The sequence below is a fragment of the Bacteroides acidifaciens genome, from assembly GCF_024623065.1.
GTDB lineage: Bacteria > Bacteroidota > Bacteroidia > Bacteroidales > Bacteroidaceae > Bacteroides > Bacteroides acidifaciens.
In genome coordinates this window covers 51632-76898 of record NZ_JANJZR010000007.1, presented here as the reverse complement: position 1 = coordinate 76898, position 25267 = coordinate 51632, and the positions used below count along the sequence as shown (strand labels likewise).

At 37.2% G+C, this 25267-nt stretch carries 21 protein-coding genes and 1 pseudogene; 16 read left to right on the top strand and 6 right to left on the bottom strand.

The features are described 5' to 3' along the window. Positions 1-79: 79 nt before the first annotated feature. Both NSB03_RS03505 and NSB03_RS03500 read right to left on the bottom strand, forming a co-directional pair. On the bottom strand, positions 80-760 hold the full coding sequence (locus tag NSB03_RS03505; protein ID WP_024986452.1) for an HU family DNA-binding protein: 681 nt from the start codon (positions 758-760) through the stop codon (positions 80-82). A gap of 663 nt (positions 761-1423) precedes the next feature. Further along, positions 1424-1555 carry a hypothetical protein gene (locus NSB03_RS03500; protein ID WP_257421842.1) on the bottom strand — a complete coding sequence of 44 codons (132 nt, stop codon included), beginning with the start codon at positions 1553-1555 and terminating at the stop codon, positions 1424-1426. Between the two features lie 47 nt (positions 1556-1602). On the opposite strand from NSB03_RS03500, the gene NSB03_RS03495 reads away from it, so the two are divergent. The 10 genes from NSB03_RS03495 to NSB03_RS03450 are packed head-to-tail and all read left to right on the top strand — an operon-like array spanning position 1603 to position 14654. Beyond that, positions 1603-2838, top strand: a complete 1236-nt coding sequence (locus NSB03_RS03495) for a hypothetical protein (protein ID WP_128824237.1) — start codon at positions 1603-1605, stop codon at positions 2836-2838. A 12-nt stretch (positions 2839-2850) separates the two neighbouring features. Further along, a complete protein-coding gene (locus NSB03_RS03490) occupies positions 2851-3315 on the top strand; it encodes a hypothetical protein (protein WP_024986454.1) in 465 nt (154 codons plus the stop codon). Positions 3316-3322: 7 nt separating this feature from the next. Next, on the top strand, positions 3323-4717 hold the full coding sequence (locus tag NSB03_RS03485; protein WP_257466213.1) for a hypothetical protein: 1395 nt from the start codon (positions 3323-3325) through the stop codon (positions 4715-4717). A 5-nt stretch (positions 4718-4722) separates the two neighbouring features. After that, complete coding sequence (locus NSB03_RS03480; protein ID WP_257466212.1) at positions 4723-8130, top strand: hypothetical protein; 3408 nt, start codon at positions 4723-4725, stop codon at positions 8128-8130. Positions 8131-8133: 3 nt separating this feature from the next. Then, a complete protein-coding gene (locus NSB03_RS03475; protein ID WP_024986457.1) occupies positions 8134-9039 on the top strand; it encodes a coiled-coil domain-containing protein in 906 nt (301 codons plus the stop codon). 3 nt (positions 9040-9042) lie between these two features. After that, positions 9043-10746, top strand: coding sequence for a hypothetical protein (locus NSB03_RS03470; protein ID WP_024986458.1), 1704 nt, complete (start codon positions 9043-9045; stop codon positions 10744-10746). An 18-nt stretch (positions 10747-10764) separates the two neighbouring features. Further along, on the top strand, positions 10765-11385 hold the full coding sequence (locus NSB03_RS03465; RefSeq protein WP_024986459.1) for a hypothetical protein: 621 nt from the start codon (positions 10765-10767) through the stop codon (positions 11383-11385). Then, positions 11375-12130 (top strand): S1C family serine protease, encoded by a 756-nt coding sequence (locus tag NSB03_RS03460; RefSeq protein ID WP_128824238.1) that lies wholly within the window; start codon positions 11375-11377, stop codon positions 12128-12130. The genes NSB03_RS03465 and NSB03_RS03460 overlap by 11 nt, the downstream gene beginning before the upstream one ends. Before the next feature lie 40 nt (positions 12131-12170). After that, entirely contained in the window at positions 12171-13415 is a 1245-nt protein-coding gene (ftsZ, locus tag NSB03_RS03455; protein WP_024986461.1) for a cell division protein FtsZ, read from the top strand. Positions 13416-13466: 51 nt separating this feature from the next. Further along, the gene (locus NSB03_RS03450) at positions 13467-14654 is read left to right on the top strand and encodes a hypothetical protein (RefSeq protein WP_128824239.1); all 1188 of its coding nucleotides are present in this window, start codon (positions 13467-13469) and stop codon (positions 14652-14654) included. 150 nt (positions 14655-14804) lie between these two features. Here NSB03_RS03450 and NSB03_RS03445 read toward each other — a convergent pair whose 3' ends face one another. Further along, positions 14805-16130: an ATP-binding protein gene (locus NSB03_RS03445; RefSeq protein WP_257466217.1), complete on the bottom strand. Its 1326-nt coding sequence runs from the start codon at positions 16128-16130 to the stop codon at positions 14805-14807. 434 nt (positions 16131-16564) lie between these two features. On the opposite strand from NSB03_RS03445, the gene NSB03_RS03440 reads away from it, so the two are divergent. The 3 genes from NSB03_RS03440 (at position 16565) to NSB03_RS03430 (ending at position 18486) form a co-directional block, all read left to right on the top strand. Next, positions 16565-16984: a DUF1810 domain-containing protein gene (locus NSB03_RS03440; protein ID WP_024986463.1), complete on the top strand. Its 420-nt coding sequence runs from the start codon at positions 16565-16567 to the stop codon at positions 16982-16984. A 15-nt stretch (positions 16985-16999) separates the two neighbouring features. After that, positions 17000-17374: a YccF domain-containing protein gene (locus NSB03_RS03435; protein WP_024986464.1), complete on the top strand. Its 375-nt coding sequence runs from the start codon at positions 17000-17002 to the stop codon at positions 17372-17374. Between the two features lie 119 nt (positions 17375-17493). Continuing rightward, positions 17494-18486: a YeiH family protein gene (locus NSB03_RS03430; protein WP_024986465.1), complete on the top strand. Its 993-nt coding sequence runs from the start codon at positions 17494-17496 to the stop codon at positions 18484-18486. A 125-nt stretch (positions 18487-18611) separates the two neighbouring features. On the opposite strand, the gene recA is transcribed toward NSB03_RS03430, so the two are convergent. Genes recA through NSB03_RS03415 form a run of 3 tightly spaced genes read right to left on the bottom strand, consistent with a single transcriptional unit; the run spans position 18612 to position 21347 of the window. After that, the gene (recA, locus tag NSB03_RS03425; RefSeq protein WP_024986466.1) at positions 18612-19649 is read right to left on the bottom strand and encodes a recombinase RecA; all 1038 of its coding nucleotides are present in this window, start codon (positions 19647-19649) and stop codon (positions 18612-18614) included. A 26-nt stretch (positions 19650-19675) separates the two neighbouring features. Then, on the bottom strand, positions 19676-20131 hold the full coding sequence (bcp, locus tag NSB03_RS03420) for a thioredoxin-dependent thiol peroxidase (RefSeq protein WP_065538116.1): 456 nt from the start codon (positions 20129-20131) through the stop codon (positions 19676-19678). A 22-nt stretch (positions 20132-20153) separates the two neighbouring features. Further along, entirely contained in the window at positions 20154-21347 is a 1194-nt protein-coding gene (locus NSB03_RS03415) for a saccharopine dehydrogenase family protein (RefSeq protein ID WP_024986467.1), read from the bottom strand. Between the two features lie 237 nt (positions 21348-21584). On the opposite strand from NSB03_RS03415, the gene NSB03_RS03410 reads away from it, so the two are divergent. From NSB03_RS03410 to NSB03_RS03400, 3 genes and pseudogenes are all read left to right on the top strand, one after another. Further along, a complete protein-coding gene (locus NSB03_RS03410; protein WP_024986468.1) occupies positions 21585-22373 on the top strand; it encodes an META domain-containing protein in 789 nt (262 codons plus the stop codon). A 333-nt stretch (positions 22374-22706) separates the two neighbouring features. Next, entirely contained in the window at positions 22707-24620 is a 1914-nt protein-coding gene (dnaK, locus tag NSB03_RS03405) for a molecular chaperone DnaK (protein ID WP_024986469.1), read from the top strand. Positions 24621-24704: 84 nt separating this feature from the next. Then, positions 24705-25262 (top strand): annotated as a pseudogene (locus NSB03_RS03400) (MobV family relaxase); the annotation flags it as partial. Positions 25263-25267: the final 5 nt, after the last annotated feature.

Genomic DNA, 25267 nt, shown 5'->3' with positions numbered 1-25267 from the left:
TCAGAATGTTATAGTATGAGAAATGTTCTCGATAAATCGCATTTCTCATCATTTCCTGGTGAAATAAGCCTTAAAACAGTTATTTCTCATAGTTTTTTAAGTCATTTCTCATACTATTTTGATCCTGTTCAGCTATTTCTTTCTTTATATATACCCTATGTGCTCCTCTTCCGGCGATTCCTATGCCCGAATCGGGTTGATGTCCCCATTTTCTCAATTCATTGGTAGCAGCAGTTTGAAGCAATCCGGTCAGTTTGCGGTATTCCCATACGGTGAGGAACGGATTCTCGTCAAGGTACTTTATTGCTAACGCCAGTCGTTGTTCCGGTGTGAATTTCTCCGAAGAACGTTGCCGCTTCCAGGGTGCTCTTTCCAGCCGGCATCTTTCACTGATGTTGCTAATCATCGTCCTGTCTACCCGGAAATTAACACCACCTATAAAGATGCTCTGTGCATTACGATGCTTTCCACCCTCTTCCGGGTCTTCGCGTTCCTTGTCTCTGCCCAAGGTAAGCGACGGGGTAAATGTACCTATTCCGTCTATCTTCACCGAACGTCCTTCCGCCATCAGATGTGCCATTTCAATAGCCGTCTGAAGCAGTACGCCTTCTATGTCTCCGACATTGAAACCGCTTACATCGCTCACCCGTTGCGCCAATTCTTTTAGACTTGCATTGTCTATCCGTGCAAATCTGGGATAAGTAATTCTTTTGCCTGTTTTTTGGAGATCGGGCATCTCTTCCATGATGTAACGTGCCATACATTCTTTGTTTTAAAGCGTTAGTAGATGGGCTCTTGTCTATTAAGAGAAAACTTCCTTTGCATTAAGTGCAAACTTCTTTTCTCCTAATCTTAAAGTTCCTTTTGATTAATCATAAACTATAAATGCAAGTTCTGTTTTTATAAATGAAGCTTGCAATTATAAAAATGAAGCTTGCGTTTTTATAATCAAAGCTTGCATTTATAGTTTATAATTAGACAAAGATAAGTTTTCTATTTGATAAAAGGAAGTTTATAATTAATAAAATGGAAGTTATTCGTTAATAGGCTGGACGAGAAGTACTGCTTCTTATGAAGTTGTCGGTAGGTTGGTACGGAAGAATGTAAGAAGGAACTCGATATGATGGCGAAGGAGGGTGTTTGAATGTAGAGGTGTTGGGTGAAAATATTGATATAAAGTAGGATATTTAATTTTATTTTCATAGTTTTGCAATGTTTCTCACGCCGATACCTCAATTCGTGAGGTCAGGGTGGTGTGGGAGATGTATTATATAAAGAAAGGCGTTTACTAAACGCTTTGTCTTTGACACTTCGAAACTTCGCAACTTTTGAATCATCGTCAAAAACAAAGCAACAGTAGATGGCTGCGGGATATGCTATTACTTTCTGATATATCTTTTCAATAGAAAAGATATATTGGTTGTTATACATATCGGCGTGGGCTTCTGCGTTGCTCGTTCAGACGGTGATGGGCAATGCGAAGGCCTCGAAGTGTGGGACGAGTGACAGGTACAGATTCCCGCGCTTTTTCTTTATAATAGTATGTCTTTTTCATTTACGAACCGTCTAGTTTGGGGAGTCTGCGGACAACATAGAATATTTATGAGTCAAAAAACACGACCATTGTTTTTGCAGACTAATCTATTACGTATGTTATTAGTTGGCATAGTATCTATTGTATTATTTTGCATATGGAGTTGTGGAGATAATAAAATAGAGATAAAATGTGAACAGTTAAAATTGAATGAAGTAGAAAAGCCTCTATTGAGAGTTTATGTAGAGAATTCTGGAAGTATGGATGGCTTTATGTGCGATGGATCTGAGTTGAAAGATGCTATTTATGGGTATATTAGTAGGTTAAGTAGCTTTTCCGATAGCACAGAACTGAATTATATTAATTCTCAAATAATTCCTTATAAAAAGGAACTTAGAACTTTCATCAGAGACTTAACCCCTATTTCTTTTCATAGTGCAGGTGGCAATACCGGCAGTTCTGATATTGCAGATATGTTTGATAAAATATTGTCAGATACTGATGATAATATTGTGTCAGTATTTGTGTCCGATTGTATTCTTGATATTCCAGGAGGAGATGCTTCTAATTTTTTTGTAAATAGACAAATTGATATACAAAACGCATTTATAAAACAATTGAATAAATGTAAGGATTTAAGCGTTGAAATATTAAGATTGGAATCATCTTTCAATGGATGGTATTATTACGCTTATGGAAGAGAGTTTTTGAAAGATGTAAAGCGACCTTATTATATGTGGGTGATAGGAAATAAAAATCATCTGTCTCGGTTGAACAAGAATGTTCCTTTATCAGATATGCAGCATGGGGTGAAAAATTATTTTGCTTATTCTACCCCAAGTGAGATTCCTTTTGAAATAACCAATAAGTCTGGAATTAAAAATGGCAATACCAGTATATGTAACCTTGATTCTGATGGGAAATACAGGTTTCTGATAAAGACCAATATGTCTGTCACATTACAAGATGAACAGACAATTTGTAACGTGGGAAATTATGGAAAACTAAATTCTTTTGTTAATATAGAACGAATCGATAGAATATCTGCAAAAGAGTCTTTTTATACTCATCTGCTGACGGTTGCGATTGATCGGGAAAGCGTGAATTCTGTTGGTGAAAAATTATCTTTAGTTTCATTGGAAAAACCTGATTGGTTAGAAAATGCTAATGATGATTCGGGAAGAGAGGTCACAATGAATATGGATAAAACAACAGGTATAAAATATATAGTACAAGGAGTGGCTGATGCCTATAAAAGTAATAAAGAATTGGCTGAAATTAAATTTGTAATTAGTAAAAAATAGAAAGGAATTCTTATGGGACAATTTTTTGGAAGTATTTATTGCTGGTTTGAAGATTTCTTTGGGTTAGTGCTTGCAGATTATATGTGGGGATTGGCTTCTCCTGCACAAACTGCAAATCTGTTTATAGGCATCGGTTTGTGGATGTTTGGAGTTACATTTGCGATGTCTATAATCTTTTATTACGTTGTAAATCATCCGCAACTAAATCATTGGTGGGGATGGCTTATCTTTCTTATAATTAATGCATTGATTAATGGTATTTTAGGATGGCAATGGGTACTTGCTGATTACTATGCAGGAAAAATGCATACTATATGTCCGTTGACAAATCAAGAAATCCCTTTGGATATTGATAGTTCGAATTGCATCTGTTTTGGAATTTCGAATATGATATTATCAGTATTGGTCTTTTTTATAATTTCATGTATCATTAAATGGTGGAGTACTAATGTTTCGGCAGCACCATTTGTAAAGTAAATATTTTATGTCTAAACTGTATGTTTTTGGAATAGGAGGAACAGGCTCGAGGGTGCTTCGTTCTTTTACAATGATGTTGGCGGCCGGAGTCAAGATTGGAGCCAATGAGATAGTACCTATAATAATAGATCCGGATGTATCAAATGCGGATTTAACCCGTACGGTTACTTTGATGAATACTTATCGTGCTGTACGCTCGGAATTGCAGTTCTCAGATGAAGATGAAAACATGTTTTTTCGAAAAGAGCTTTCTCAAGTATTAGGCAATTACACTTTAAGAATACATGACACTGATGATAAGACTTTTCAGCAATTCATTGATTTGCCTTCAATGGATAAGGCTAATAAAGCAATGATGAAAATCTTATTTTCAGACAAGAACTTGAATTCGTCAATGGATGTAGGATTTAAAGGCAATCCCAATATTGGTAGTGTTGTACTGAATCAGATAGTTAGGTCAGTGGATTTTGAAGATTTTGCAAATTCATTTGAAGCTGACGATAAAATATTTATTATTAGTTCTATTTTCGGTGGAACTGGAGCCAGTGGTTTCCCGTTGTTGTTGAAAACGTTGAGAACTGGAGACTCGTTTTCGAATCATGATTTAATTAATAATGCGGAAATTGGAGCTATAACAATTCTTCCGTATTTTAAGCTGAAAAGTGATGATGCAAGCGAGATTGATTCATCAACATTTATTTCAAAAACAAAATCGGCATTGGCTTATTATGAGAATAATATTAGTAAAAATGGGTCAATAGATGCTTTATATTATCTTGCAGATGATATAACTAATACTTATGACAATCATGAAGGAGGTACTGCGCAAGAAAATGACGCACATCTAATTGAATTTTTGGCTGCTACTGCTATTGTGGATTTTAGTAATAAACAACATCCGAATACAGTAAATAAAGAACTTGGGTTGAAAGATATAGAAGATGTTGTGTCATTTAATTCATTTTATGATACTCAAAAACATTTGTTGTTTGCTCCATTAACGCAGTTTATTTTGATGACCAACTGTTTGGATAACAAATTTGACTATTTTAGTTCTACTGCTTTTAATGCCAATAATGGAAACTTTGAAGATTTGTATGATAGTACATTTATGTCAGAATTAAGAAGTCTGTTGGTTAAATATTATGAGTGGCTTAAAGAAATGAAAGGAAATAAACGCTCGTTGGATTTATTTAATCTAAATACTGGTGATAAACCTTTTGATTTGGTTACTGGAGTTAACCCGGCCAAAATCATGAGTATGTATTCTAATTATGATTTAATTATCGGTCGACTTAATTCTTCTGTGAAAAAATGTAAGAGTAAAGAGCAGAAGAATAAGTTTTTGGAGATGTTCTATATAGGTACAAGAACGTTAGTGAAGGACAAATTTAAAATGTAATTGATATGTCAAAGATTTTTAGATTATATAAAGAGGGAACAAGTACTTATACAGGTTGGAACGAAACCCCTTCTTTTCCATACAATTCAGCAAATAGAGATACTATTGACGACCCGGATGGAGCTTCTGCAAAGAATGAAATAACTTCTATACCTTCTCCTTTTGCTCGTATTGATTTGGTAAAAACGGCTTTTAAGGAAGTTTGCAAACTTGACAAAAAGACTAAGAAACCGGAACTTGATGGAAAGACTATTTTTCATAAAATGGTTTCAGATGCGTTGGATATTGGTGAGATTTTCTTCAATATAGATAAGTATAAGAATAAAATAGAAATTCTGACTTGGGATCCTTCTATAATGATTAGTGCATTGGAAAATAATGGTAGTAATGGTCATCTATATCTTGCGGATGCTTTACGTAAATACATGAAATCGGACTCAAAAACATATAATTTCGATAAATTGCAAAACATATATTTACTTAATTATATTGATGGACCTGACGAATTGAATATTATTGGTGCGACTTCTCCTGCGACATTGTTTTTCAGTTCTGCAAATAAATTAGATTATATCAATGATATATATTTTGCAGAAGACAAACCGTTCGATTTGGACTTTCAGCCATTGTATAAGAGGGATTTTGAATATGTAAAAGCATGGTTTACCCTACGTAAAGTTATCCCTTATTTTTCTACTCTTTTTCCTGAATTGGAAACATATTTGAATCTGACTTTTAAAGCTATTACAGATACAAAGCAAAAAAACGAATTAAATAATCTGACAGCAGCAAGCGGTGAACTGTTTTCTACAATTGATGTTGTTTCCGACCAACAGAATAATTCGGTAGAAGTGCTTGGATATGTTTTATTTAAGAAGTTAAATAAACCGGTAACAAGAGAGAGTGATTTTGCGATACGTTTGAATGATAATTCTATAGAAGGTATTCTTCCTTTGGTATTGCCGGTGGAAGCAGGAAATAAATATAGTAGGCTGCAATATACAACAGGGAAATGGGGAAAAAGCAATGTAGCTCCTTATGTGGCTGAGGTGATAGATTTGAATAAACGTATTCTTCCATTCGATGGTGTTCAAGCTCCTTATTTAACCATTAGTGATTTCTTGGAAGATACCATAATCAGAGTTCCACATACATTGAATAAGAATAGTTTTTATGGTGGCAATATAATGATTGATGAACCTAAATTGTCCTATTTATTGCCGCTCAAGACTTTATTCTTTAAATATTTTAGTGTTTCGGATTTACAGACTCCTTTATCCGATGGGAAGCCTATGTTTGAGATGCAAATGGTGGCTGGTGGTTCGGTTAGGGCGGTACTGAGAGTACCTATTGTTGGGAATGCTGGTGTTTCATATATAGAATATAGCAGAATTTATTATAAAGTGAGAAACGCCAACATTGAGAAAAATGAAGGCGGAATGGTTGAATTTGATTTCACTGGATTGATTATGCCTATTGTTCGGTTTACTAATCCGGAAGATGCTTATTATACGGTTTCTTGTATTTGTACGTACTCGAGAAATTTTAAAATGGAATTCTTTAATGGTGCTGATAAGATTAATTCTGTTGCAAAGCCATCATGTCGGAATGAGAGTGACTCTGAAACTGGTAAAGCTGAAATATATACCATAGAAAAGAGCAATTTTGATTATATTCAAGTAAGTGATAAAAATGGTTTCTGTGGAGTCCTAATTCCTAAATATAAAATTCAAAAAGATATTGATACATATGAGTTTGCTATTGATTTAGGCACATCCAACACTCATATCGAATATTGTAAAGAAGGAGAATTTCCTGAAGTTTTTGGCTTTGATAAAAAGGATAGCCAAATATGTGAAATATTCGTGCCTTCTTTGGTGAAAGGAATGCAAGCGCAGGATGACTTGATTTGGGAAAAACAGTTGATAGAAAAAGATTTCTTACCGGAAGCACTGGGGGAAGGGGATTTCAAGTTACCGACACGGACAGTATTATCTTGCTCTAAAACTATAGATTGGACGGGAGTGGTGAAACCTTATGAATTAATTAATATACCATTGACCTATGAAAAGCGTCATGATCTACCATATAATAACATTAAATACAATATTAAGTGGGGAAGAGGCAATGAACAGCGTGTTATTGAGTCATATATTGAATGTTTGATGTTAATGATTAGGAATAAACTCCTATTGAATAATGGAAATCTGAAACAAACTAAAATTATTTGGTTTTATCCCATTAGTATGGCTCCTAAAAGATTGCGAAGGTTGCAACAGACTTGGAACACGTCTTATGAAAAATATTTTGGAAAAGGCTCTACTAATTGTATGACAGAGTCAGCAGCTCCAATACAATACTTTTTTAGAAGATATGCTAGTGCCACTAATTTGGTCAATGTTGATATTGGGGGAGGTACTACGGATATTGCATTTGCTAAAAATAAGGAAATACAGTTTGTAACTTCTTTTAAATTTGCTTCCAATGCACTGTTTGAAGATCCTTTCTCTGATTTGAATAAAAATAATGGTATTATCGATTGGAGTAAGGATAGTATACTTCAATTGATTAAAGATAAAGGACTAAATGAACTGGAACGCATCTTTAAGAGTCCTAATAATGCAAATCCTGCAAATTTGGCATCCTTCTTATTTTCATTGAAAGATAATTCAATGATTAGAGGGATTGATTCTAAATTGATTGACTTTAATTATATGTTGCAAGAAGACGAAGAGTTTAAAATTGTATTTATATTGTTTTATACTTCCATTATATATCATATTGCCAATATTGTTAAAGTGAAGAAACTATCGTTGCCCCGGCATATAACCTTTAGTGGGAATGGAAGTAAAGTAATTAAGGTGGTGTCTACTGATAGTAAGCTGTTAGCAAAATATACAAAATTGATATTCGAAGAAGTGACAGGCGAAAAATATGTGGGTGAATTGGATATCTTAGGTTTGGATAAAGATGCTAATCCTAAGGAAGTTACTTGTAAAGGAGGAATAATAGGTTTTAAAGAGAATAATGAGCGTGATAAGATTATTGTATTCAAAGGATGTGGTAGCGGGTTTGTAGATGAGTCGGATACTTATGATCGGGTTGATGATGATTATATCCGGAATACGGTTGAGGCGGTGCGCAAATTCTTTGATTTTGCTTTGAATACAATGAATGGCGTTTTTAATTTTGATGAAAACTTTGGCGTAACTCTAAGTTCGTTGAATATAGCTAAAGATGTTTGTTATAAAGACATTTCAACTTTCTTGGAGAAAGGAATAGCTCAACGTAGAGAGGAAGTAGAAGGGCAGGATAAAATAGAAGAAACATTCTTTTTCTATCCGATAAAAGGTGTTTTAAATGTTCTTTCGCAGGCAATATATGAGTCGTTGCAAAATAATATAGAAAAATAGAATATGAAAAGTTATGTAGTATTGTTTTTATTCTCATTTTGTTTATGCATTGTGGGGTGTGAAGCTAAGCAGGCTACCGATTCATCTTCGAATAAAGAAAGTCAGGTTATAGCCTCAGTTAATGATATAGTGAGTTCTAAAACAGATTCTTTAGGAAAATGTCTAGAAGATTTAAAAGAAAAGATAGAAGACCAAAATGCTGAAATATCTAGTCTTAATGCCGAAGTACACAATCTTAAGGAGGATGAAAAGGAGATAAGTTATTGGTGGTTGATTGGTACTGCAATGTTTTCTGTTTTTATATCTGCTTTGCTATTCGTTTTACTATTCGTTGTATGGATGAAAAAGAAATATCATTTTTTGAAAGAAGATATTCGACGTATTATAAATGATAAAGTAAAGGGATTTGAAAAAACAAAATCTAACAATGGAAAGGAAGTGAAGGTTGTATCTATAGAAAAAGAGTTGAGACAACTTCAAAACGAGCAGTCTAAACTTAGGATTGAATTATTGAATATAAAAAGCCAGGTAGATGATAATCAATATGGTGTTGTTAAGAAAACAGAAGTACTTAAAGAAGTAACGCCTAAAGAAGTTAAACCTACTAAAGTCGGATACTTTGGTATGGTAAAAGGGGAAGGCTTTTTCAACGATGTATATACATCTAATCAAGATGAATGCCGTTTTAAAGTCTGGTATAATAACACTGAAACGGAAGCAGAGTTCGAACCTGTAAATTTGAATCGTATTCGTTCTATTGATGGAATAGAAAAGGCTGTGGATTATAAGGATGATGAGGTTTCGTTATCTGACGCTTCTTCGTTTTATGTAATAGCGAGAGGCAAAGTGACTAAAAAAGATGACCTTTGGAAGGTTGAATCTCCTGTAGAGATAAAATTAAAAAGATAGGATATGAGTATTATAGTGCCTATAGTGGTATTTGCAATTATTTGTGTACAAATATTGTTTTTTGTACTCAATTTGTATCGTATGTACGAATTTAGAGATGTTTTTAAATTTGAATCATCTTGGCGTATTGATAAAAATGAAGAGACCGGTTTTGTATGTGGTATAGAGGGGAGTGGTAACAGGATTTTTAGCTCAATAAAATTGTCAATCAATAAGTATTTGAGTAATAATTCGGGTTCTGTTATTGATTTTCATTTGTTGAAAGATGCAGCAGACCGGCATTGTGATTCGGTGGAGAATGACATAAGTACACAAACTCCTATTCCTCTGTATTGTGGGCTTGCAGGAACGATGGCCGGTGTGATTTTAGGCTTAATACCGTTGATATCCTCTGGAGCATTGATTTATCTTTTGGGTGGTGAACTTTCCTTGAATATATCAAAAGAGGAAATGGATAATTTGGCTGCTTCCGGAATAAATGAATTGTTGGCAGGAGTAGCTTGGGCTATGGCAGCTAGTATATGTGGTATTATGTTGACTACTATTAATTCTTTGTTATTCAAAAGCTGTAAATTGAAGGAGGAGAATGGTAAAAGTACTTTTTTAGCTTGGATGCAATCTCGCTTGTTGCCGGAGCTCCCCTCGGATACATCAGATGCTTTGAATAGGTTAGTTAAGAATCTTAATCTTTTTAATCGAACTTTTGCTGAGAATACATCCGACCTTAAAAGCACACTTATTAAGGTTAATGATGCATATAAGATTCAATCTGAGATTATACAAACAGTGCATGACATGGATGTCATGAAAATGGCAAAAGCTAATGTTAGGGTTTTAGAGGAATTACAGCAGTGCACTGATAAATTGGAACTGTTTAATTCATATCTTGATAATATTCATGGTTATACAGATGCTATAAATACTTTTACAGCTTTGTTTCAGCAGGAGAGCAATAGGTTGCATGTACTTGAGGAAATACAACAATTCTTCATGCGTCATAAAGCGGAAATAGCAAAAGATACGGCAGATGCAGATGTTGCTTTAAAAGAAGCTTTGAGTGTAATGAGAGATTCTACGGTTGCTAACGTTGAGGAGTTGAATAAACATTTTGTCACTCAATCAGAAACATTCAAAATAATATTGCAGGAGGAAAAAGAGGCTTTTGAAGAATTGAATAATGACATAAAATGGAGATTTCATGAATATATTAGTGAAAGTATTACATCGCTTAAAGATTTTAATAAACAAATGAAAGCTCAATTCAATAGTCAAATGCAACAAAACTCGGTGTTAATGAAGAATTTGGAACCAATAGCAAATATTCCTGTTCAATTGGATAATTTATTTAATCAAATGGAACAATCAAATAGCTCGTTGGCGAAAGAAATATCACAAGGTATGGACAAGGTGGCTCATTCTATGGGACGTGCTGATGATGGAAAAGGAAAGAGCAGTGTTTCTCTCCAAGTATTTCCTTCTTGGGTTAATTGGGTTATAGTAATCTGCATAATAGTAATGGCTCTAGCCTGCGTAATTAATACTGTATATAATATGATTCCTCAAACAGCCGCAGAAAAGGAACTGGTAGATAATAATATGAAACATGATATGGAACAGGTTAAAAAAGACGATTATGCAATGGTCGGAAAAGATAGTGTAGATGCGCATAATGATACGATAAGTAATACGAGATCATTAAATCCATAGCATTAAAAGGAGGAGTTTATGTCTCAAAAGAAAGAATCATTTTTTTGGACGAGTTATTCGGATTTGATGACAAGTCTTTTTTTTATAATGCTTGTGCTTTTTATTTTGGTAATTGTTCTGTTACATAAACGTATGGAAGTTACTGAGCGCCAATTAGCAGAAATAAAAAAAGTAGAGCAATCGACTAAAGATCTGAACCGTAAATATTTTACTTATCGGTCTGATTCAAAGAAATATGTGCTAAATATTGCAGTCTCTTATCCTGTTGGTATTAGTGATATTACTAAAATAGATGTTGCTGATAAAGAGAAGTGTCTGGAGGATTTATATCAGGCAGGTAAAGAAGTTGAATCCTTTTTGAAACGTAATCATGAGAATAAATATATTCTAATCGTTGAGGGACAAGCATCTAAAGATAATTATTTGTTTAACTATGAATTAAGTTATCAACGAGCATTGGGGTTGATAAAATATTGGTACGATAGAGAATTGAATTTTGGAGATAATTGCGAAATCCAAATATCAGGAAGTGGAGACGGACGTTTGAAGACAAACTCAATGAGAGAAAAGAACGAAATCTCTAATCAAAGATTTTTGATTCATATACTCCCTAAAAATATATTTGAAAATGATAAGTAAATATTGTATTGGATTGTTTATGGCTTTATTCGTTTGTTCTTGTGCACATAAGTCAGGGCATGGTGAAAGAAAAAGCGATAAAAAAGTGATAGGATTGAATAACAAAAGAGAAATCATTCAACCTGAAAAAGGTAAGGAAGATGATGCTTCTGTTAAAAGAATTGAGCATAAAGGAAACAGGATGGAAGGGACGGAGGTATTTCGAAAATACAACTCAGCTGTTTTTATGGTTTTTACATCTGACGGAAGAAATACTTATCAAGGGTCCGGCTTTTTTATAAATGCGCATGGGTTGGCTGTAAGCAACTATCATGTATTTGAAGGGACAGGGATGGGAATCGAACAGATAAAATTGGCAGGAAGTGATGTTGTTTATAAGGTGGCAACAGTAATACACAAAAGTTCAGATAGTGATTTTATTCTTTTTAAAGTTGATTGTAATAATACGAATTATATTCCTATTGCAAATAGTAAACCAAGTGTGGGGGAGAAAGTTTTTGCAATTGGTAGTCCACGGGGACTTGAAAATACTTTTTCTTCAGGGGAGGTGTCACAATGGCGTGAACGGAATCTGATGCAAATTAGTGCATTGATAGATCATGGAAGTAGTGGAGGAGCTTTAATCAATGAGTATGGGGAAGTCGTAGGCATCACATCTGGGACATTTTATGATGGTTCGCAAGCAAATTTGAATTATGCTTGGAGCATTGATGTAGTTAAACCTTACATAAGAATAACAAATTAAAATAGAAGTTTTTTCGAGCATATAATTAATGAACATAAAAATGGATACAATCATAGAATTTGATATACCACAAGATCGTTCGGCTAATCTTATCAAAGTGATAGGCGTTGGGGGAGGTGGCGGAAACGCTGTAGAGAATATGTATAAACAAGGAGTGTGTGATGTCTCTTTTGCGGTGTGCAATACGGATAGTCAAGCGTTGGTACGTTCGAGTGTGCCAGTCCGTATTCAACTTGGAGAGGAAGGATTGGGCGTAGGAGGCAAACCTGAAAAAGGGAAACAAGCAGCCGAAGAGAGCATAGGAGAACTTAGACGTTTGTTTGATGATGAAACGGAAATGGTCTTTGTGACTGCTGGAATGGGAGGTGGTACAGGGACAGGAGCAGGACCCGTGATTGCTGGTATAGCTAAGGAAATGGGAAAACTTACGGTCGGGATTGTGACTATTCCGTTTGCATTTGAAAAAAAAGTTCGGATTCAAAAAGCGTTGCAAGGGGTAGAAATGATGCGGGAGAATGTAGATGCTTTGCTTGTAATCAATAATGAGCGTTTGAGAGATATTTATGATGATGGAATTACCACTGTCGAACAAGGTTTTTCTAAAGCAGATGAAGTGCTGACGGTTGCAACAAAAAGCATTGCCGAAATTATTACTATCAAAGGGATTGTAAATCGAGACTTTTGTGATGTACATACAGTGATGAAAGACGGAGGAAGTGCTATTATGTCGACTGGAAGAGCAAGTGGAGAACATCGGTTGGAGAAGGCAATGTATGAAGCATTAAAATCTCCTTTGCTGGATAATGTAGATATAGAGAAATCACAGAAACTGCTTTACATTATTTACTCTTGTGATGATTGTCCAGTAACAATGTCTGAAATCACTGATGTGAACAATTTTATGGATAGTTTGTCTTCTGACATTGAGGTTTTGTGGGGATTGTATCGCGATAATACATTAGGAGAAGATGTAAAGGTCACTATTATTGCTACAGGATTTGATCGAATGGATGCAGAGTTGCCGGATAAAAAAACTGATGATGTAAAACAGGAAAGATTGAACGAATTGATGGAGTACTATTACGGCAAGAAAAAGAAAGTTCCTTCTGTCGAAAATTCAAAACTAGAACCTGAACCAATGCCTGAACCTGAACCAGAAACTGATTTTGATTCTGATTCAGAACCGATGCACGTTGACCCTATCGTGACTCCATCGAATGGAACATCTTGGCTGGAACGTTTGAAGATTCTACTTGAAAATACGATGGGGGATACTTTTGATTGATAATGAGGAAAAAGAACGGATTAGGATTAAAGGTTTTAGTAATCAGGAAAGATGAAGAAAAGTATTTTTAGCAATATGGGTTGTTTTATCTATATATGCATCTTGTTTATAATATTTGTTATAATAAAGGCAGCATGGGTGCGTCATTTTGATAGTGATATAGAATCTTTTGACAAGGAGAAAATAGATATTCTTCAAAGACGCAACTATTTAATAAAAAAAATAGTAACAGAACCACAAACATTGATTAATGAAATGCCAACGGCTATTGGTGATCAATTCCAAGGTGAGTGGGCTTTGTATTCATGTTCCATGTTAGTTAAATCACTCTCCAATATTTCGTTGCTTTATCCTGAAACGAAAGAGGGTTCCATTGTACAAATTGATAGTCTTATTTCGATAGTGCTTTCGCCTGAAATCAGATGGTATGATACGTTAAGATGGGGAGAAGACCCTTTGACGAATTTAGATGGTGATAATAGTCATATTTCTTATTTAAGTCATCTTGCTTGGATGATTGGCAATTATAAAAAGGTTGGCGGTGATGGTAAATATGACGAGTTATATCATTCATTGTGTAAAACGATGAGTCGTAGAATAAAAGCAAGTGATATTTTGAATTGTCCGACATATCCGGGAGAATACATATATGTTCCGGATATGCTTGTTGCGATAGTCGCATTGTCAGAATATTCGAAGTATTATAATGGAAAATATTCAGCAATAGTGAATCAGTGGATTCATAAAGCTCAAGCGGAATGGCTTGATAAAAATACCGGATTGTTGGTGTCATGTCTATCAGAACTGACAGGAATCATAGAAGATATGGATGTCAAAGGGGCTTATTCGGCTCTTAATTGTTATTATTTGGCACTTATAGATGATAAATTTGCGAAGTCTCAGTACGAACTGTTAAAAAAGTATTTCATAAAAGAATCACCGATATTCGGGTTGAAGGAGTATCACAACTATTCTCCTATATTGGGGTTTGATATAGATGCTGGACCTATTTTGTTTGGCCTAAGTCCGTCAGGAACTGCTTTTGCCGTAGGAAGTGCAACTTATTTTGGAGACTCCGTCACACGAAAAAAAATTCTGAAAACTGCCGAAATAGCAGGTAGTACATGTGTGTGGAATGAAGATAGGCATTATTTGTTAGCAAATGTGGCATTGGTAGGAGAAGCGATTATGTTAGCTATGAGGACTACGGTTAATTTTTCAATGACTGTTAGTAAGTAATTTCCCATATTCATATTGTTTTGTTCTGTAGTATAGTTAATGGATTTATGTTCATTTCATTTTATTGCAATGTATCCAAAAAAGAGTCCCACTCCCTGTAATGGAATGAAACTCTATTTGTCTATGCTAGTATAAATAGTTTTTACTGAATTACATATCTTCTATAGATAGTCCTCTATAAATAATCTCGTACCCTTTAAATGAGTCGACGGCTTTGAAGAACAATTCAGATTTGTTCTTCAGAACATTTTCATCAAAGTTTTTCGCTTGTCGCTTAACCTCGATAAATTCAATCTTGTTGTCCAACTCGTCCTCGGCTACAATATCAATCTCGTTTTCGCCTTTTCGGTCATGCCAATATCCAAGTCGAGTGTATGCTCCCGATTCTTTCAGCACTTCATTAAAGTAGCTTTCAAGAGACTTTCCGCTGACTGTTGTAAAATCACGCTCTGCTATCGCTTTTAATTTATCATTACCGCCTGCCTCGATGATGTGCGCATATTTGTATATGAATCGGAACCAAAATTTCAAGAACTGGTCGTTGATGGCATAATGCACATTTTTATTGCTTGACTTCTCGTAAATAGGTTGCATCTTACTTATCAAACCATACTCTTCACTTAGATTTTTCAAGTATCCTGATAATTCTTTTATATTGAGAGCATTCTCAAGTTCTGAACGTGTGTTTTTACCTTGAGCTATAAGTGTTAGAATCGAGAAATAGATACCGTAATCTTTTCCAAACTCATCGACAAGCATATTCTTACCTTCTGGCAGAAAATAGGAATCTCGTTCAAAAAACATATCCATCATTTTCTTTTCGGTAAACTTTTTTCTGTCGATAAACAACTCAACATACTTAGCCACACCGCCAGTCAGAGTATAAAGAGCCAACAAATCTGATTTCTTATAGTCGGGGCAATATTCAGACATGATTTCTTTTAGGACTGAAGGCTTAAAAGGTCGAATATGCATTGTTCCTGTTTGTCTACCAAAAAGTGGTTGCTTCTTATCCTTGAATATCTTATTCATCAAGGTGTTCACAGAGCCTGCTACAATCAAGTTGATGTGAGCCTTATTTTTATAACTATCCCATATGTTTTGCATATCGGAATAGATAGATTGATTTACCCGATAGAAATCCTGAAACTCATCAATGAAAAGGTTGATGTGCTGATTCTGGGACAATTCCATAATGAATTTGAATACGGCTGCAAAAGACATTCCCTTGCTGTCAAGCATTGGTATGTTGAGTTTTGTGCGAATCTCATCAACGAATATCTCGCATAGGTCAGCTTCCGCTTTACGAGCAACAAAAAAGTATAGCATTGTTTTGTTCTCATAAAACTTCTTAACCATCTCGGTCTTACCAATACGACGTCTTCCCGTAATGATGGTAAATTGGGCTACTTCATCAGACAATTCCTCAATTTCTCTAAGCTTTTTAAACTCTTGTTCTCTATCAAAAAATCTCATATCTATAAGTTTTATCGTAATATTCATTACCGTAACAACGGTTACGATAATGCAAAAGTACAAATAGATTTATCATTCGTACAATAAATCCATAGTTTTTATAGGTTTTTCGGCAAATAAATATAATATTGGTTATTATCAAAGTAATATGGGTGCGTCATTTTGATAGGCAGTTATGTTAGCTATGAGGACTACGGTTAATTTCTTAATGACTGTTAGTAAGTAATTTCCCATATTCATATTGTTGTGTTTTCGCTTTTAACTTCCTCCGTTGTCTCAAGCGTGATTTCATTAGGCTTATTATAGGCGGTATCAAGTAATAGTGTCACAATACTAACGTATGCCCACAGTGAATATTGTTTAAAAGTCTTTGATTCTCATATTTCTTTCCGTATATTTGTCTATCTATCATCAAAGGCAAGAACTTAACGGATATGGAAAAGTTTAACTTACAGCGGTTTCTCGATGCTCAGCAAGGCGATTATGAACGTGCCCTCACAGAAATCAGAAACGGGCGGAAGTATTCTCATTGGATTTGGTATATATTTCCTCAACTGAAAGGGTTGGGTATGAGTTATAATTCACAATATTATGGAATCAGTGGCAAGGAAGAGGCCGAAGCATATCTGGCTCATCCGGTTTTGGGTGAAAGGCTGCGTGAAATTACATCTGCTTTCTTGCAATTGAAAAGTAAGACAGCCGAGGAGGTTTTCGGTTCGTTGGATGCGATGAAGGTGCTTTCGTGTATGACACTATTCAATGAGGTTGCTCCGGGTGACTTGTTCCGGCAAGTGATAGACCGGTATTATCAGGGCGAAACGGATGAGATGACAAAAAGAATGTTGGATAAATAATTAAATATTACTGTTATGGGCTGTTTGATGAATTTATTATGGCTGTTGCTTGGTGGTATTTTTACGGCAGTAGAATACCTTGTCTCAAGTATATTGATGATGATTACTATCATCGGCATTCCTTTTGGGATGCAAACATTGAAGTTGGCAGGACTTGCTTTGTGGCCTTTCGGCAAGGAAGTGAGAAGCGGAAGTCGTTCCAGTGGTTGTCTTTATATATTAATGAACGTGATATGGATATTCGTGGGTGGCATTTGGATTTGTTTGTCACATTTGGTCTTTGGGGCGATTTTGTGTATAACTGTTATTGGGATTCCATTTGGTTTACAGCACTTTAAACTGGCTTCATTGGCGTTGACTCCTTTCGGAAAGGATATTGTAACTGTATGAAAATAGTCTGAAGCAGATTATCTATAACTAAAAGTTATAATACATAATTAGAAACTATTAGTGTGTCTTGATTGTTTCCCGTACCTTTGCATCCCGAAAACAATTAAAGATAAAACTATATGATTTCAACAGCTACAAAAACGTTGCGGACGAATAACAAGACAATTTACGTCGCGTTACTTTCTACTTTGACTTTTTTTCTCTTTTTAGATTATATTCCGGGATTGGAAGCATGGTCGGCATGGGTGACGCCACCGGTTGCTTTATTTCTCGGACTAATTTTTGCATTGACCTGCGGACAGGCACATCCGAAATTTAATAAGAAAACCTCTAAGTATTTATTACAATATTCAGTTGTCGGGCTGGGATTTGGAATGAATCTTCATTCGGCTTTGGCTTCCGGTAAGGAAGGCATGGAGTTTACTGTAATATCTGTTATTGGTACGTTGGTGATTGGTTGGTTTATCGGTCGTAAGTTGTTCAAAATAGACCGTAATACTTCTTATCTTATCAGTTCGGGAACTGCTATCTGCGGGGGGAGTGCCATTGCGGCAGTAGGACCGGTGCTGAGGGCGAAAGATAGTGAAATGTCTGTTGCATTGGGTACTATCTTTATCCTGAACGCAATCGCACTCTTTATATTCCCGATGATTGGGCATGCTTTGGATATGGATCAACAGAAGTTCGGAACATGGGCGGCGATTGCCATTCACGATACAAGTTCGGTTGTCGGTGCAGGTGCTGCGTATGGTGAAGAAGCCTTGAAAGTGGCTACCACTATCAAGCTGACCCGTGCGCTTTGGATAATTCCTATGGCTTTTGCCACCTCATTTATCTTTAAGAGCAAAGGACAGAAAATCAGTATTCCCTGGTTTATTTTCTTCTTTGTATTGGCAATGGTAGTGAATACTTATTTGCTTGACGGAGTACCACAGTTGGGGGATGCAATCAACGGGATAGCCCGTAAGACCTTGACGATTACTATGTTCTTTATTGGTGCTTCTCTTTCTATGGATGTGTTAAGGGCAGTTGGGATTAAACCATTGGTGCAGGGAGTCTTGCTTTGGATAGTGATTAGCTTGAGTACGTTGGCTTATATTTATTTTGTATAGAGAGAGAATATTGTATAAAGAGAGAATACAAATAGTAGATATAGAAAAGTGGGAGAATATCGCATTACACGAATATTCTCCCACTTCTTTATGGATATGGTTCTGTCTTATAAAGCCGGAGACTGTTATTCTTTTTTCTTCAATGCTTCGAAAATCAGTCCTTCCAGTTCATCGGCAAGTTCAGGATTGTCAGCGATACATTGTTTTGCAGCATCACGTCCTTGTCCTAATTTTGTGTCATTGTAGCTATACCATGAACCACTCTTCTTGATGATTCCCAAGTCGGCGCCCAAGTCGATGATTTCTCCGGAGTGGGAGATACCTTCACCAAACATGATGTCGAATTCTGCTCTACGGAAAGGAGGAGCTACTTTATTCTTCACAACTTTTACTTTAGTCAGTTTACCCAGGATTTCTTCACCGTCTTTGATTGGTTGGCTGCCACGAATATCCAAACGTACGGAAGCGTAGAACTTCAGTGCATTACCACCGGTAGTTGTTTCGGGATTACCAAACATTACACCGATCTTTTCACGCAACTGGTTGATGAAGATACAAGTCGTACGTGTCTTGCTGACAGCCGAGGTCAATTTGCGCAATGCTTGAGACATCAGACGTGCCTGAAGACCTACTTTGTTGTCACCCATGTCACCTTCGATTTCTGCTTTGGGAGTCAATGCGGCCACAGAGTCGATAACGATGATGTCGATAGCAGAAGAACGGATCAACTGTTCTGCGATTTCCAACGCCTGCTCACCGTTATCAGGTTGGGAGATATACAAATCGTCAATGTTTACTCCCAGTTTGGAAGCATAGAAACGGTCGAAAGCATGTTCGGCATCAATGAAAGCAGCGATACCTCCGGCTTTTTGTGCTTCAGCAATGGCGTGGATGGCCAATGTCGTTTTACCGGAAGACTCCGGACCATAGATTTCAATGATTCTACCTCTAGGGTAACCTCCAACGCCAAGTGCCACGTTCAGGGCAATAGAGCCTGTCGGGATCACTTCTACTTGTTCAACACTATCATCACCCATTTTCATGATAGAACCTTTACCGAAGCTCTTTTCTATCTTTTCCATGGCAGCCTGTAAGGCTTTTAGTTTTTCGCTTGATGCCATTTTATTATCTGTTTCAAAATTAAGTTCGTCTTTCTTTGCCATACCTTATTCTTATATAATTAATGGAGTTATTGATTTAAAATCTGTGAGGCATGTTCTTTGGTCTTCACTTCTTTGGGAGTGATGATCCGTTCTACGATTCCTTCTTCATTAATCAGGAAAGTAGTGCGGAGAGTACCCATATATGCACGTCCGTACAGTTTCTTTTCTCCCCACACCCCAAACTCTTCTACCAACTTCTTCTCAGTATCGGCAATCAGAGTGAAAGGAAGGTTGTTTTTCTCTATGAATTTCTGATGCGACTTTTCATTGTCTACGCTGACACCGATTACTTCATAGCCGGCCTTGCGCAGTTCGGAATAGTTGTCGCGCAGATTGCACGCTTGTGCGGTGCAACCCGATGTGCTGTCTTTCGGATAGAAATACAACACAATCTTTTTTCCTTTGTAAGCACTCAGACGGATTTCTTCACCTTTCTCATTGATGCCTAAAACTTCCGGTGCTTTATCTCCAACGTTAATCATAACTTTCTTTTTAATGAATGTCTTACAATTCTAAATCCTGATCGATTACTTCATGCCAAGGCAGACCTTGCTTGTTCAGTTGCTCCATAAACGGATCTGGATTGAATTCTTCCACATTATTTACCCCCGGACGTTTCCATTCTCCTTTGAAGAACATCATGGCTCCGATCATTGCCGGAACTCCGGTGGTGTAGCTTACTCCCTGCATACCTGTTTCCTTGTATGCTTCTTGGTGGCTACAGTTATTGTAAACATAGTAAGTACGTTCTTTCCCATCTTTCAGACCACGGATACGGCAGCCGATGGATGTTTCACCTTCGTAATTTTCACCCAAATCCTGCGGATTAGGCAATACGGCTTTCAAGAATTGCAGAGGTACAATTTTTACTCCGTTATAGTCGATTTCATCAATACGCGCCATGCCGATATTCTGAATAACACGTAAGTGAGTTAAATATTCCTGTCCGAAAGTCATCCAGAAGCGTGCACGTTTGATAGTTGGGAAGTTTTTCACCAACGATTCCAGTTCTTCGTGATAAAGAAGATAGGAGTCGCGCGGTCCGATATTCGGATATGTCAGGTCTTTATGGATTTCCAGCGGTCCGGTGGTTATCCACTTGCCGTTCTCATAATAACGACCGTTCTGCGTAATTTCGCGGATATTGATTTCGGGATTGAAGTTGGTTGCGAATGCCTTGTGGTGATTTCCTGCATTACAGTCTACAATATCCAGGTATTGGATTTCGTCAAAATAATGCTTGGCTGCATAAGCTGTATAGATACCACTGACTCCCGGGTCGAATCCGCAACCGAGGATAGCTGTCAGGCCGGCTTCTTTGAAACGGTCATGGTAAGCCCATTGCCAACTGTATTCAAAGTGAGCTTCATCTTTCGGCTCATAATTGGCGGTGTCCAAATAGTTCACTCCGGCTTTCAGGCAAGCTTCCATGATAGTCAAGTCCTGATAGGGGAGAGCGACGTTAATCACCATTTCCGGTTTGAAATCGTTGAATAAGGCTACCAGTTCTTCCACATTGTCTGCGTCAACTTTAGCTGTCTTTATCGTGGGATTACCTATTGCCTCAACGATTTTATCGCATTTCTCTTTTGTACGGCTGGCAATCATGATATCTGTAAATACATCGGCATTTTGTGCCACTTTGTGTGCAACGACAGTACCAACACCGCCTGCACCAATAATAAGAACTCTACCCATTTCTTTAAATTGCGAATTAAAATTATGAATATTAGAATTGTTTATGGAGCAAATATACGTGATTATTTTCAGATAATCATTCGTCTATACTCCTTTTTATTTACTTTAAGTGAACTATGTAAATTGTTCGTTTGTTGTATATTCAATGGCAAATGTATATATTTTATATTGTATTGGATGTTATTTCCCAATCTTTTTGATATCTTTGCCCGCGATTTAACTTAAACGTTATAACATATGAATAAAGTATTAGTTTCAATGTGCATTGCCGGTGCAGCACTTGCAATGTCATCATGCCGTTCGGTTGAGAAGGCAACTCCATTATCATCTATCAATGGTGAATGGAATATTATAGAAGTCAATGGCTCGAAAGTAACTCCGGGCGAAAGCAGAACTCTGCCCTTTATTGCTTTTGATACCGCAACGGGACGCGTGTCGGGCAGTAGCGGTTGCAACCGTATGATGGGTAACTTCGACGTAAACGCGAAACCGGGAAGCCTTGAACTAGGTGCAATAGGCAGCACCCGGATGATGTGTCCGGATATGACGACTGAGAGAAATGTATTGAGTGCTCTTGCACAGGTGAAAGGATATAAAAAAGCCGGAAAAGACAAATTGTACCTTTGCAATGCGTCGAATCGGCCGGTTATAGCTTTGGAAAAAAAGGAGGGTGGTGTGAAATTGTCGGTATTGAACGGAGAATGGAAAGTAAAGGAAGTGAATGGCGAAGCAATTCCTTCTGGTATGGAGAAGCAACCTTTCATCGCTTTTGATGTGAAGAAAAAGACGATTCACGGTAATGCCGGATGCAACTTGATAAATGGTGGCTTTGAAACCAATACAAGCAGCGCTAAGTCAATCTCTTTCCCGGGTGTGGCAAGCACAATGATGGCTTGTCCGGATATGGAAACAGAAGGCAAGATTCTGAAAGCAATGAATGAAGTGAGGTCATTTGATGTATTAGCCGGTGGTGGCATTGGTTTGTATGATGCAAATAATGCATTGGTGCTTGTTTTGGAAAAATAGGAAATAAATATAAGTATTTATATATAATAAGGTATGCCTGTGTCGCACATGACGACATAGGCATATTTTTTTTCCAGGATTGAACCAGAGCCGCCTGCATTTGTTTAAAGAAGCAGTTGCCAATTGAGTCCGGGTGTGACTATGTCAGCAGTGTTTATTTATTAAAACTGTCTTTTTGGCAGATATTATGTCATGCATTCGTATAATTTCTTTTTGGCACACGGTTTGCTTTTTAATAAGCGTCCGTTCGGGACGAAGCTCATAATATCGAGCAGAGAAACAACCGGACAAAAAGGAATCATTGAATAATAATAAATAAAAAAAATAACGATCATGGGAAAAATTATTGGTATTGACTTAGGAACAACAAACTCTTGTGTTTCTGTATTTGAAGGTAACGAACCGGTAGTAATTGCAAACAGCGAAGGTAAACGTACAACTCCTTCAGTAGTTGCTTTTGTGGATGGTGGCGAACGTAAGATAGGTGATCCTGCAAAACGTCAGGCTATTACGAACCCTACACGTACAATTTTCTCTATCAAACGTTTCATGGGTGAAACTTGGGATCAGGTACAAAAAGAAGTGACTCGTGTTCCTTATAAAGTAGTGAAAGGTGATAATAACACTCCGCGTGTTGACATCGACGGACGTCTGTATACTCCGCAGGAAATCTCTGCAATGATTCTTCAGAAAATGAAGAAAACTGCTGAAGACTATCTCGGACAGGAAGTAACAGAAGCGGTTATCACTGTGCCTGCTTATTTCTCCGACTCTCAACGTCAGGCTACAAAAGAAGCCGGACAGATTGCAGGTCTGGAAGTAAAACGTATTGTAAATGAACCGACAGCCGCTGCTCTTGCTTACGGTCTTGACAAGGCTCACAAGGATATGAAGATTGCCGTATTCGACCTTGGTGGTGGTACATTCGATATTTCTATCCTTGAATTTGGTGGCGGTGTATTCGAAGTGCTTTCTACAAACGGTGATACTCACCTGGGTGGTGATGACTTCGACCAAGTAATCATCAACTGGTTGGTTGAGGAATTCAAGAATGATGAAGGTGCTGACTTGACTCAGGATCCGATGGCTTTGCAACGTCTGAAAGAAGCTGCTGAAAAAGCTAAGATTGAGCTTTCTTCTTCTACAAGTACAGAAATCAACTTGCCGTATATCATGCCGGTAGGTGGTGTGCCTAAGCACTTGGTGAAGACTTTGACTCGTGCAAAATTCGAATCTTTGGCTCATAATTTGATTCAGGCTTGTCTTGAACCTTGTAAGAAAGCAATGAGTGACGCTGGCTTGAACAACGCTGATATTGACGAAGTAATCCTTGTAGGTGGTTCTTCACGTATCCCAGCTGTACAGAAATTGGTAGAAGATTTCTTTGGTAAAGCTCCTTCTAAAGGTGTGAATCCGGATGAAGTGGTAGCTATTGGCGCTGCTGTGCAGGGTGCTGTTTTGACAGACGAAATTAAGGGTGTAGTATTGTTGGATGTTACTCCGTTGTCAATGGGTATCGAAACACTGGGTGGTGTAATGACTAAGTTGATCGATGCTAACACTACGATTCCGGCTCGTAAGAGTGAAACATTCTCTACTGCTGCCGATAACCAGACGGAAGTTACTATTCATGTATTGCAGGGCGAACGTCCGATGGCTGCACAGAACAAATCAATCGGTCAGTTCAACTTGACAGGTATTGCTCCAGCTCGTCGTGGTGTTCCTCAGATTGAGGTTACATTCGATATTGACGCTAACGGTATCTTGAAAGTATCTGCAAAAGATAAGGCTACCGGTAAGGAACAAGCTATCCGTATCGAAGCTTCCAGCGGTTTGAGCAAGGAAGAAATCGAAAAGATGAAAGCTGAGGCTGAAGCTAATGCTGAAGCGGACAAGAAAGAACGTGAAAAGATTGATAAGCTGAACCAGGCTGACAGCGTAATCTTCCAAACTGAAAATCAGTTGAAGGAATTAGGCGATAAGCTGCCTGCTGACAAGAAAGCTCCGATTGAAGCTGCTCTGCAGAAATTGAAAGATGCTCATAAGGCACAGGATTTGGCTGCTATCGATTCTGCTATGGCAGAAATCAATACTGCTTTCCAGGCTGCAAGTGCTGAAATGTATGCACAAAGTGGTGCTCAAGGTGGTGCACAGGCTGGTCCTGACATGAACGGTGGTGCTGGTCAGCAAGACAACAGCAAGCATGGAGATAACGTTCAGGATGCTGATTTTGAGGAAGTGAAGTAAGTTGCGATAAACAACGATAACTACAAATAGGAATATAGGGTGTAACTCAATGAGTTATGCCCTATTTTTTTATACCATTTACCCCTCATGACTGAAAAGTCTCAACTGAAAGAAAAACACAGGGGAGAGATTGAACAATTAAGGAACGGCTATCAAAAAGAGATAGACAAGGCTATACGTATGGCAGAAAAAGCTGACCGACAATCCAAAGAAAAGGATTCTGTTATAGATAAATTGAACTTACACATTGACCTGCTCGACCGTAAAGCTAACCTTCAGCGTTACAGTCTGTCATCCGGTGCGGAACTTATCCACCATTTCATCCCCAATTATAATAATCCCAGTCTGCATATTTGGACACAGGTAGGTAATGAGAAATACGACTCTATAAAATATGTTGATTGCCTCAATCCGATGTGGAAAAGTTTTACCAAAGATGAAGCTACCATCTATGAGTTGATAAATGATGTATTTGAGCCTCAGGAACAGGTCAATGAAGCGCAAGCCAACTTACTTGGAGTGGCTTTTGAACTTGCTACAGGTGGGCAGGCACAAGTCAATGTCGGAACAGGTAGCGGAGGTTCATCTTCTGAACTCCCTTGGGGAGAACAGAAGACGAAAAACTCACAGCGACGCAGATAAATTGT

Excerpts from the sequence above, each read along its gene's own strand:
- NSB03_RS03505 (WP_024986452.1), bottom strand. The coding sequence starts at position 760 with ATGGCACGTTACATCATGGAAGAGATGCCCGATCTCCAAAAAACAGGC.
- NSB03_RS03500 (WP_257421842.1), bottom strand. The coding sequence starts at position 1,555 with ATGAAAAAGACATACTATTATAAAGAAAAAGCGCGGGAATCTGTACCT.
- NSB03_RS03495 (WP_128824237.1), top strand. The coding sequence starts at position 1,603 with ATGAGTCAAAAAACACGACCATTGTTTTTGCAGACTAATCTATTACGT.
- NSB03_RS03490 (WP_024986454.1), top strand. The coding sequence starts at position 2,851 with ATGGGACAATTTTTTGGAAGTATTTATTGCTGGTTTGAAGATTTCTTT.
- NSB03_RS03485 (WP_257466213.1), top strand. The coding sequence starts at position 3,323 with ATGTCTAAACTGTATGTTTTTGGAATAGGAGGAACAGGCTCGAGGGTG.
- NSB03_RS03480 (WP_257466212.1), top strand. The coding sequence starts at position 4,723 with ATGTCAAAGATTTTTAGATTATATAAAGAGGGAACAAGTACTTATACA.
- NSB03_RS03475 (WP_024986457.1), top strand. The coding sequence starts at position 8,134 with ATGAAAAGTTATGTAGTATTGTTTTTATTCTCATTTTGTTTATGCATT.
- NSB03_RS03470 (WP_024986458.1), top strand. The coding sequence starts at position 9,043 with ATGAGTATTATAGTGCCTATAGTGGTATTTGCAATTATTTGTGTACAA.
- NSB03_RS03465 (WP_024986459.1), top strand. The coding sequence starts at position 10,765 with ATGTCTCAAAAGAAAGAATCATTTTTTTGGACGAGTTATTCGGATTTG.
- NSB03_RS03460 (WP_128824238.1), top strand. The coding sequence starts at position 11,375 with ATGATAAGTAAATATTGTATTGGATTGTTTATGGCTTTATTCGTTTGT.
- ftsZ (WP_024986461.1), top strand. The coding sequence starts at position 12,171 with ATGGATACAATCATAGAATTTGATATACCACAAGATCGTTCGGCTAAT.
- NSB03_RS03450 (WP_128824239.1), top strand. The coding sequence starts at position 13,467 with ATGAAGAAAAGTATTTTTAGCAATATGGGTTGTTTTATCTATATATGC.
- NSB03_RS03445 (WP_257466217.1), bottom strand. The coding sequence starts at position 16,130 with ATGAGATTTTTTGATAGAGAACAAGAGTTTAAAAAGCTTAGAGAAATT.
- NSB03_RS03440 (WP_024986463.1), top strand. The coding sequence starts at position 16,565 with ATGGAAAAGTTTAACTTACAGCGGTTTCTCGATGCTCAGCAAGGCGAT.
- NSB03_RS03435 (WP_024986464.1), top strand. The coding sequence starts at position 17,000 with ATGGGCTGTTTGATGAATTTATTATGGCTGTTGCTTGGTGGTATTTTT.
- NSB03_RS03430 (WP_024986465.1), top strand. The coding sequence starts at position 17,494 with ATGATTTCAACAGCTACAAAAACGTTGCGGACGAATAACAAGACAATT.
- recA (WP_024986466.1), bottom strand. The coding sequence starts at position 19,649 with ATGGCAAAGAAAGACGAACTTAATTTTGAAACAGATAATAAAATGGCA.
- bcp (WP_065538116.1), bottom strand. The coding sequence starts at position 20,131 with ATGATTAACGTTGGAGATAAAGCACCGGAAGTTTTAGGCATCAATGAG.
- NSB03_RS03415 (WP_024986467.1), bottom strand. The coding sequence starts at position 21,347 with ATGGGTAGAGTTCTTATTATTGGTGCAGGCGGTGTTGGTACTGTCGTT.
- NSB03_RS03410 (WP_024986468.1), top strand. The coding sequence starts at position 21,585 with ATGAATAAAGTATTAGTTTCAATGTGCATTGCCGGTGCAGCACTTGCA.
- dnaK (WP_024986469.1), top strand. The coding sequence starts at position 22,707 with ATGGGAAAAATTATTGGTATTGACTTAGGAACAACAAACTCTTGTGTT.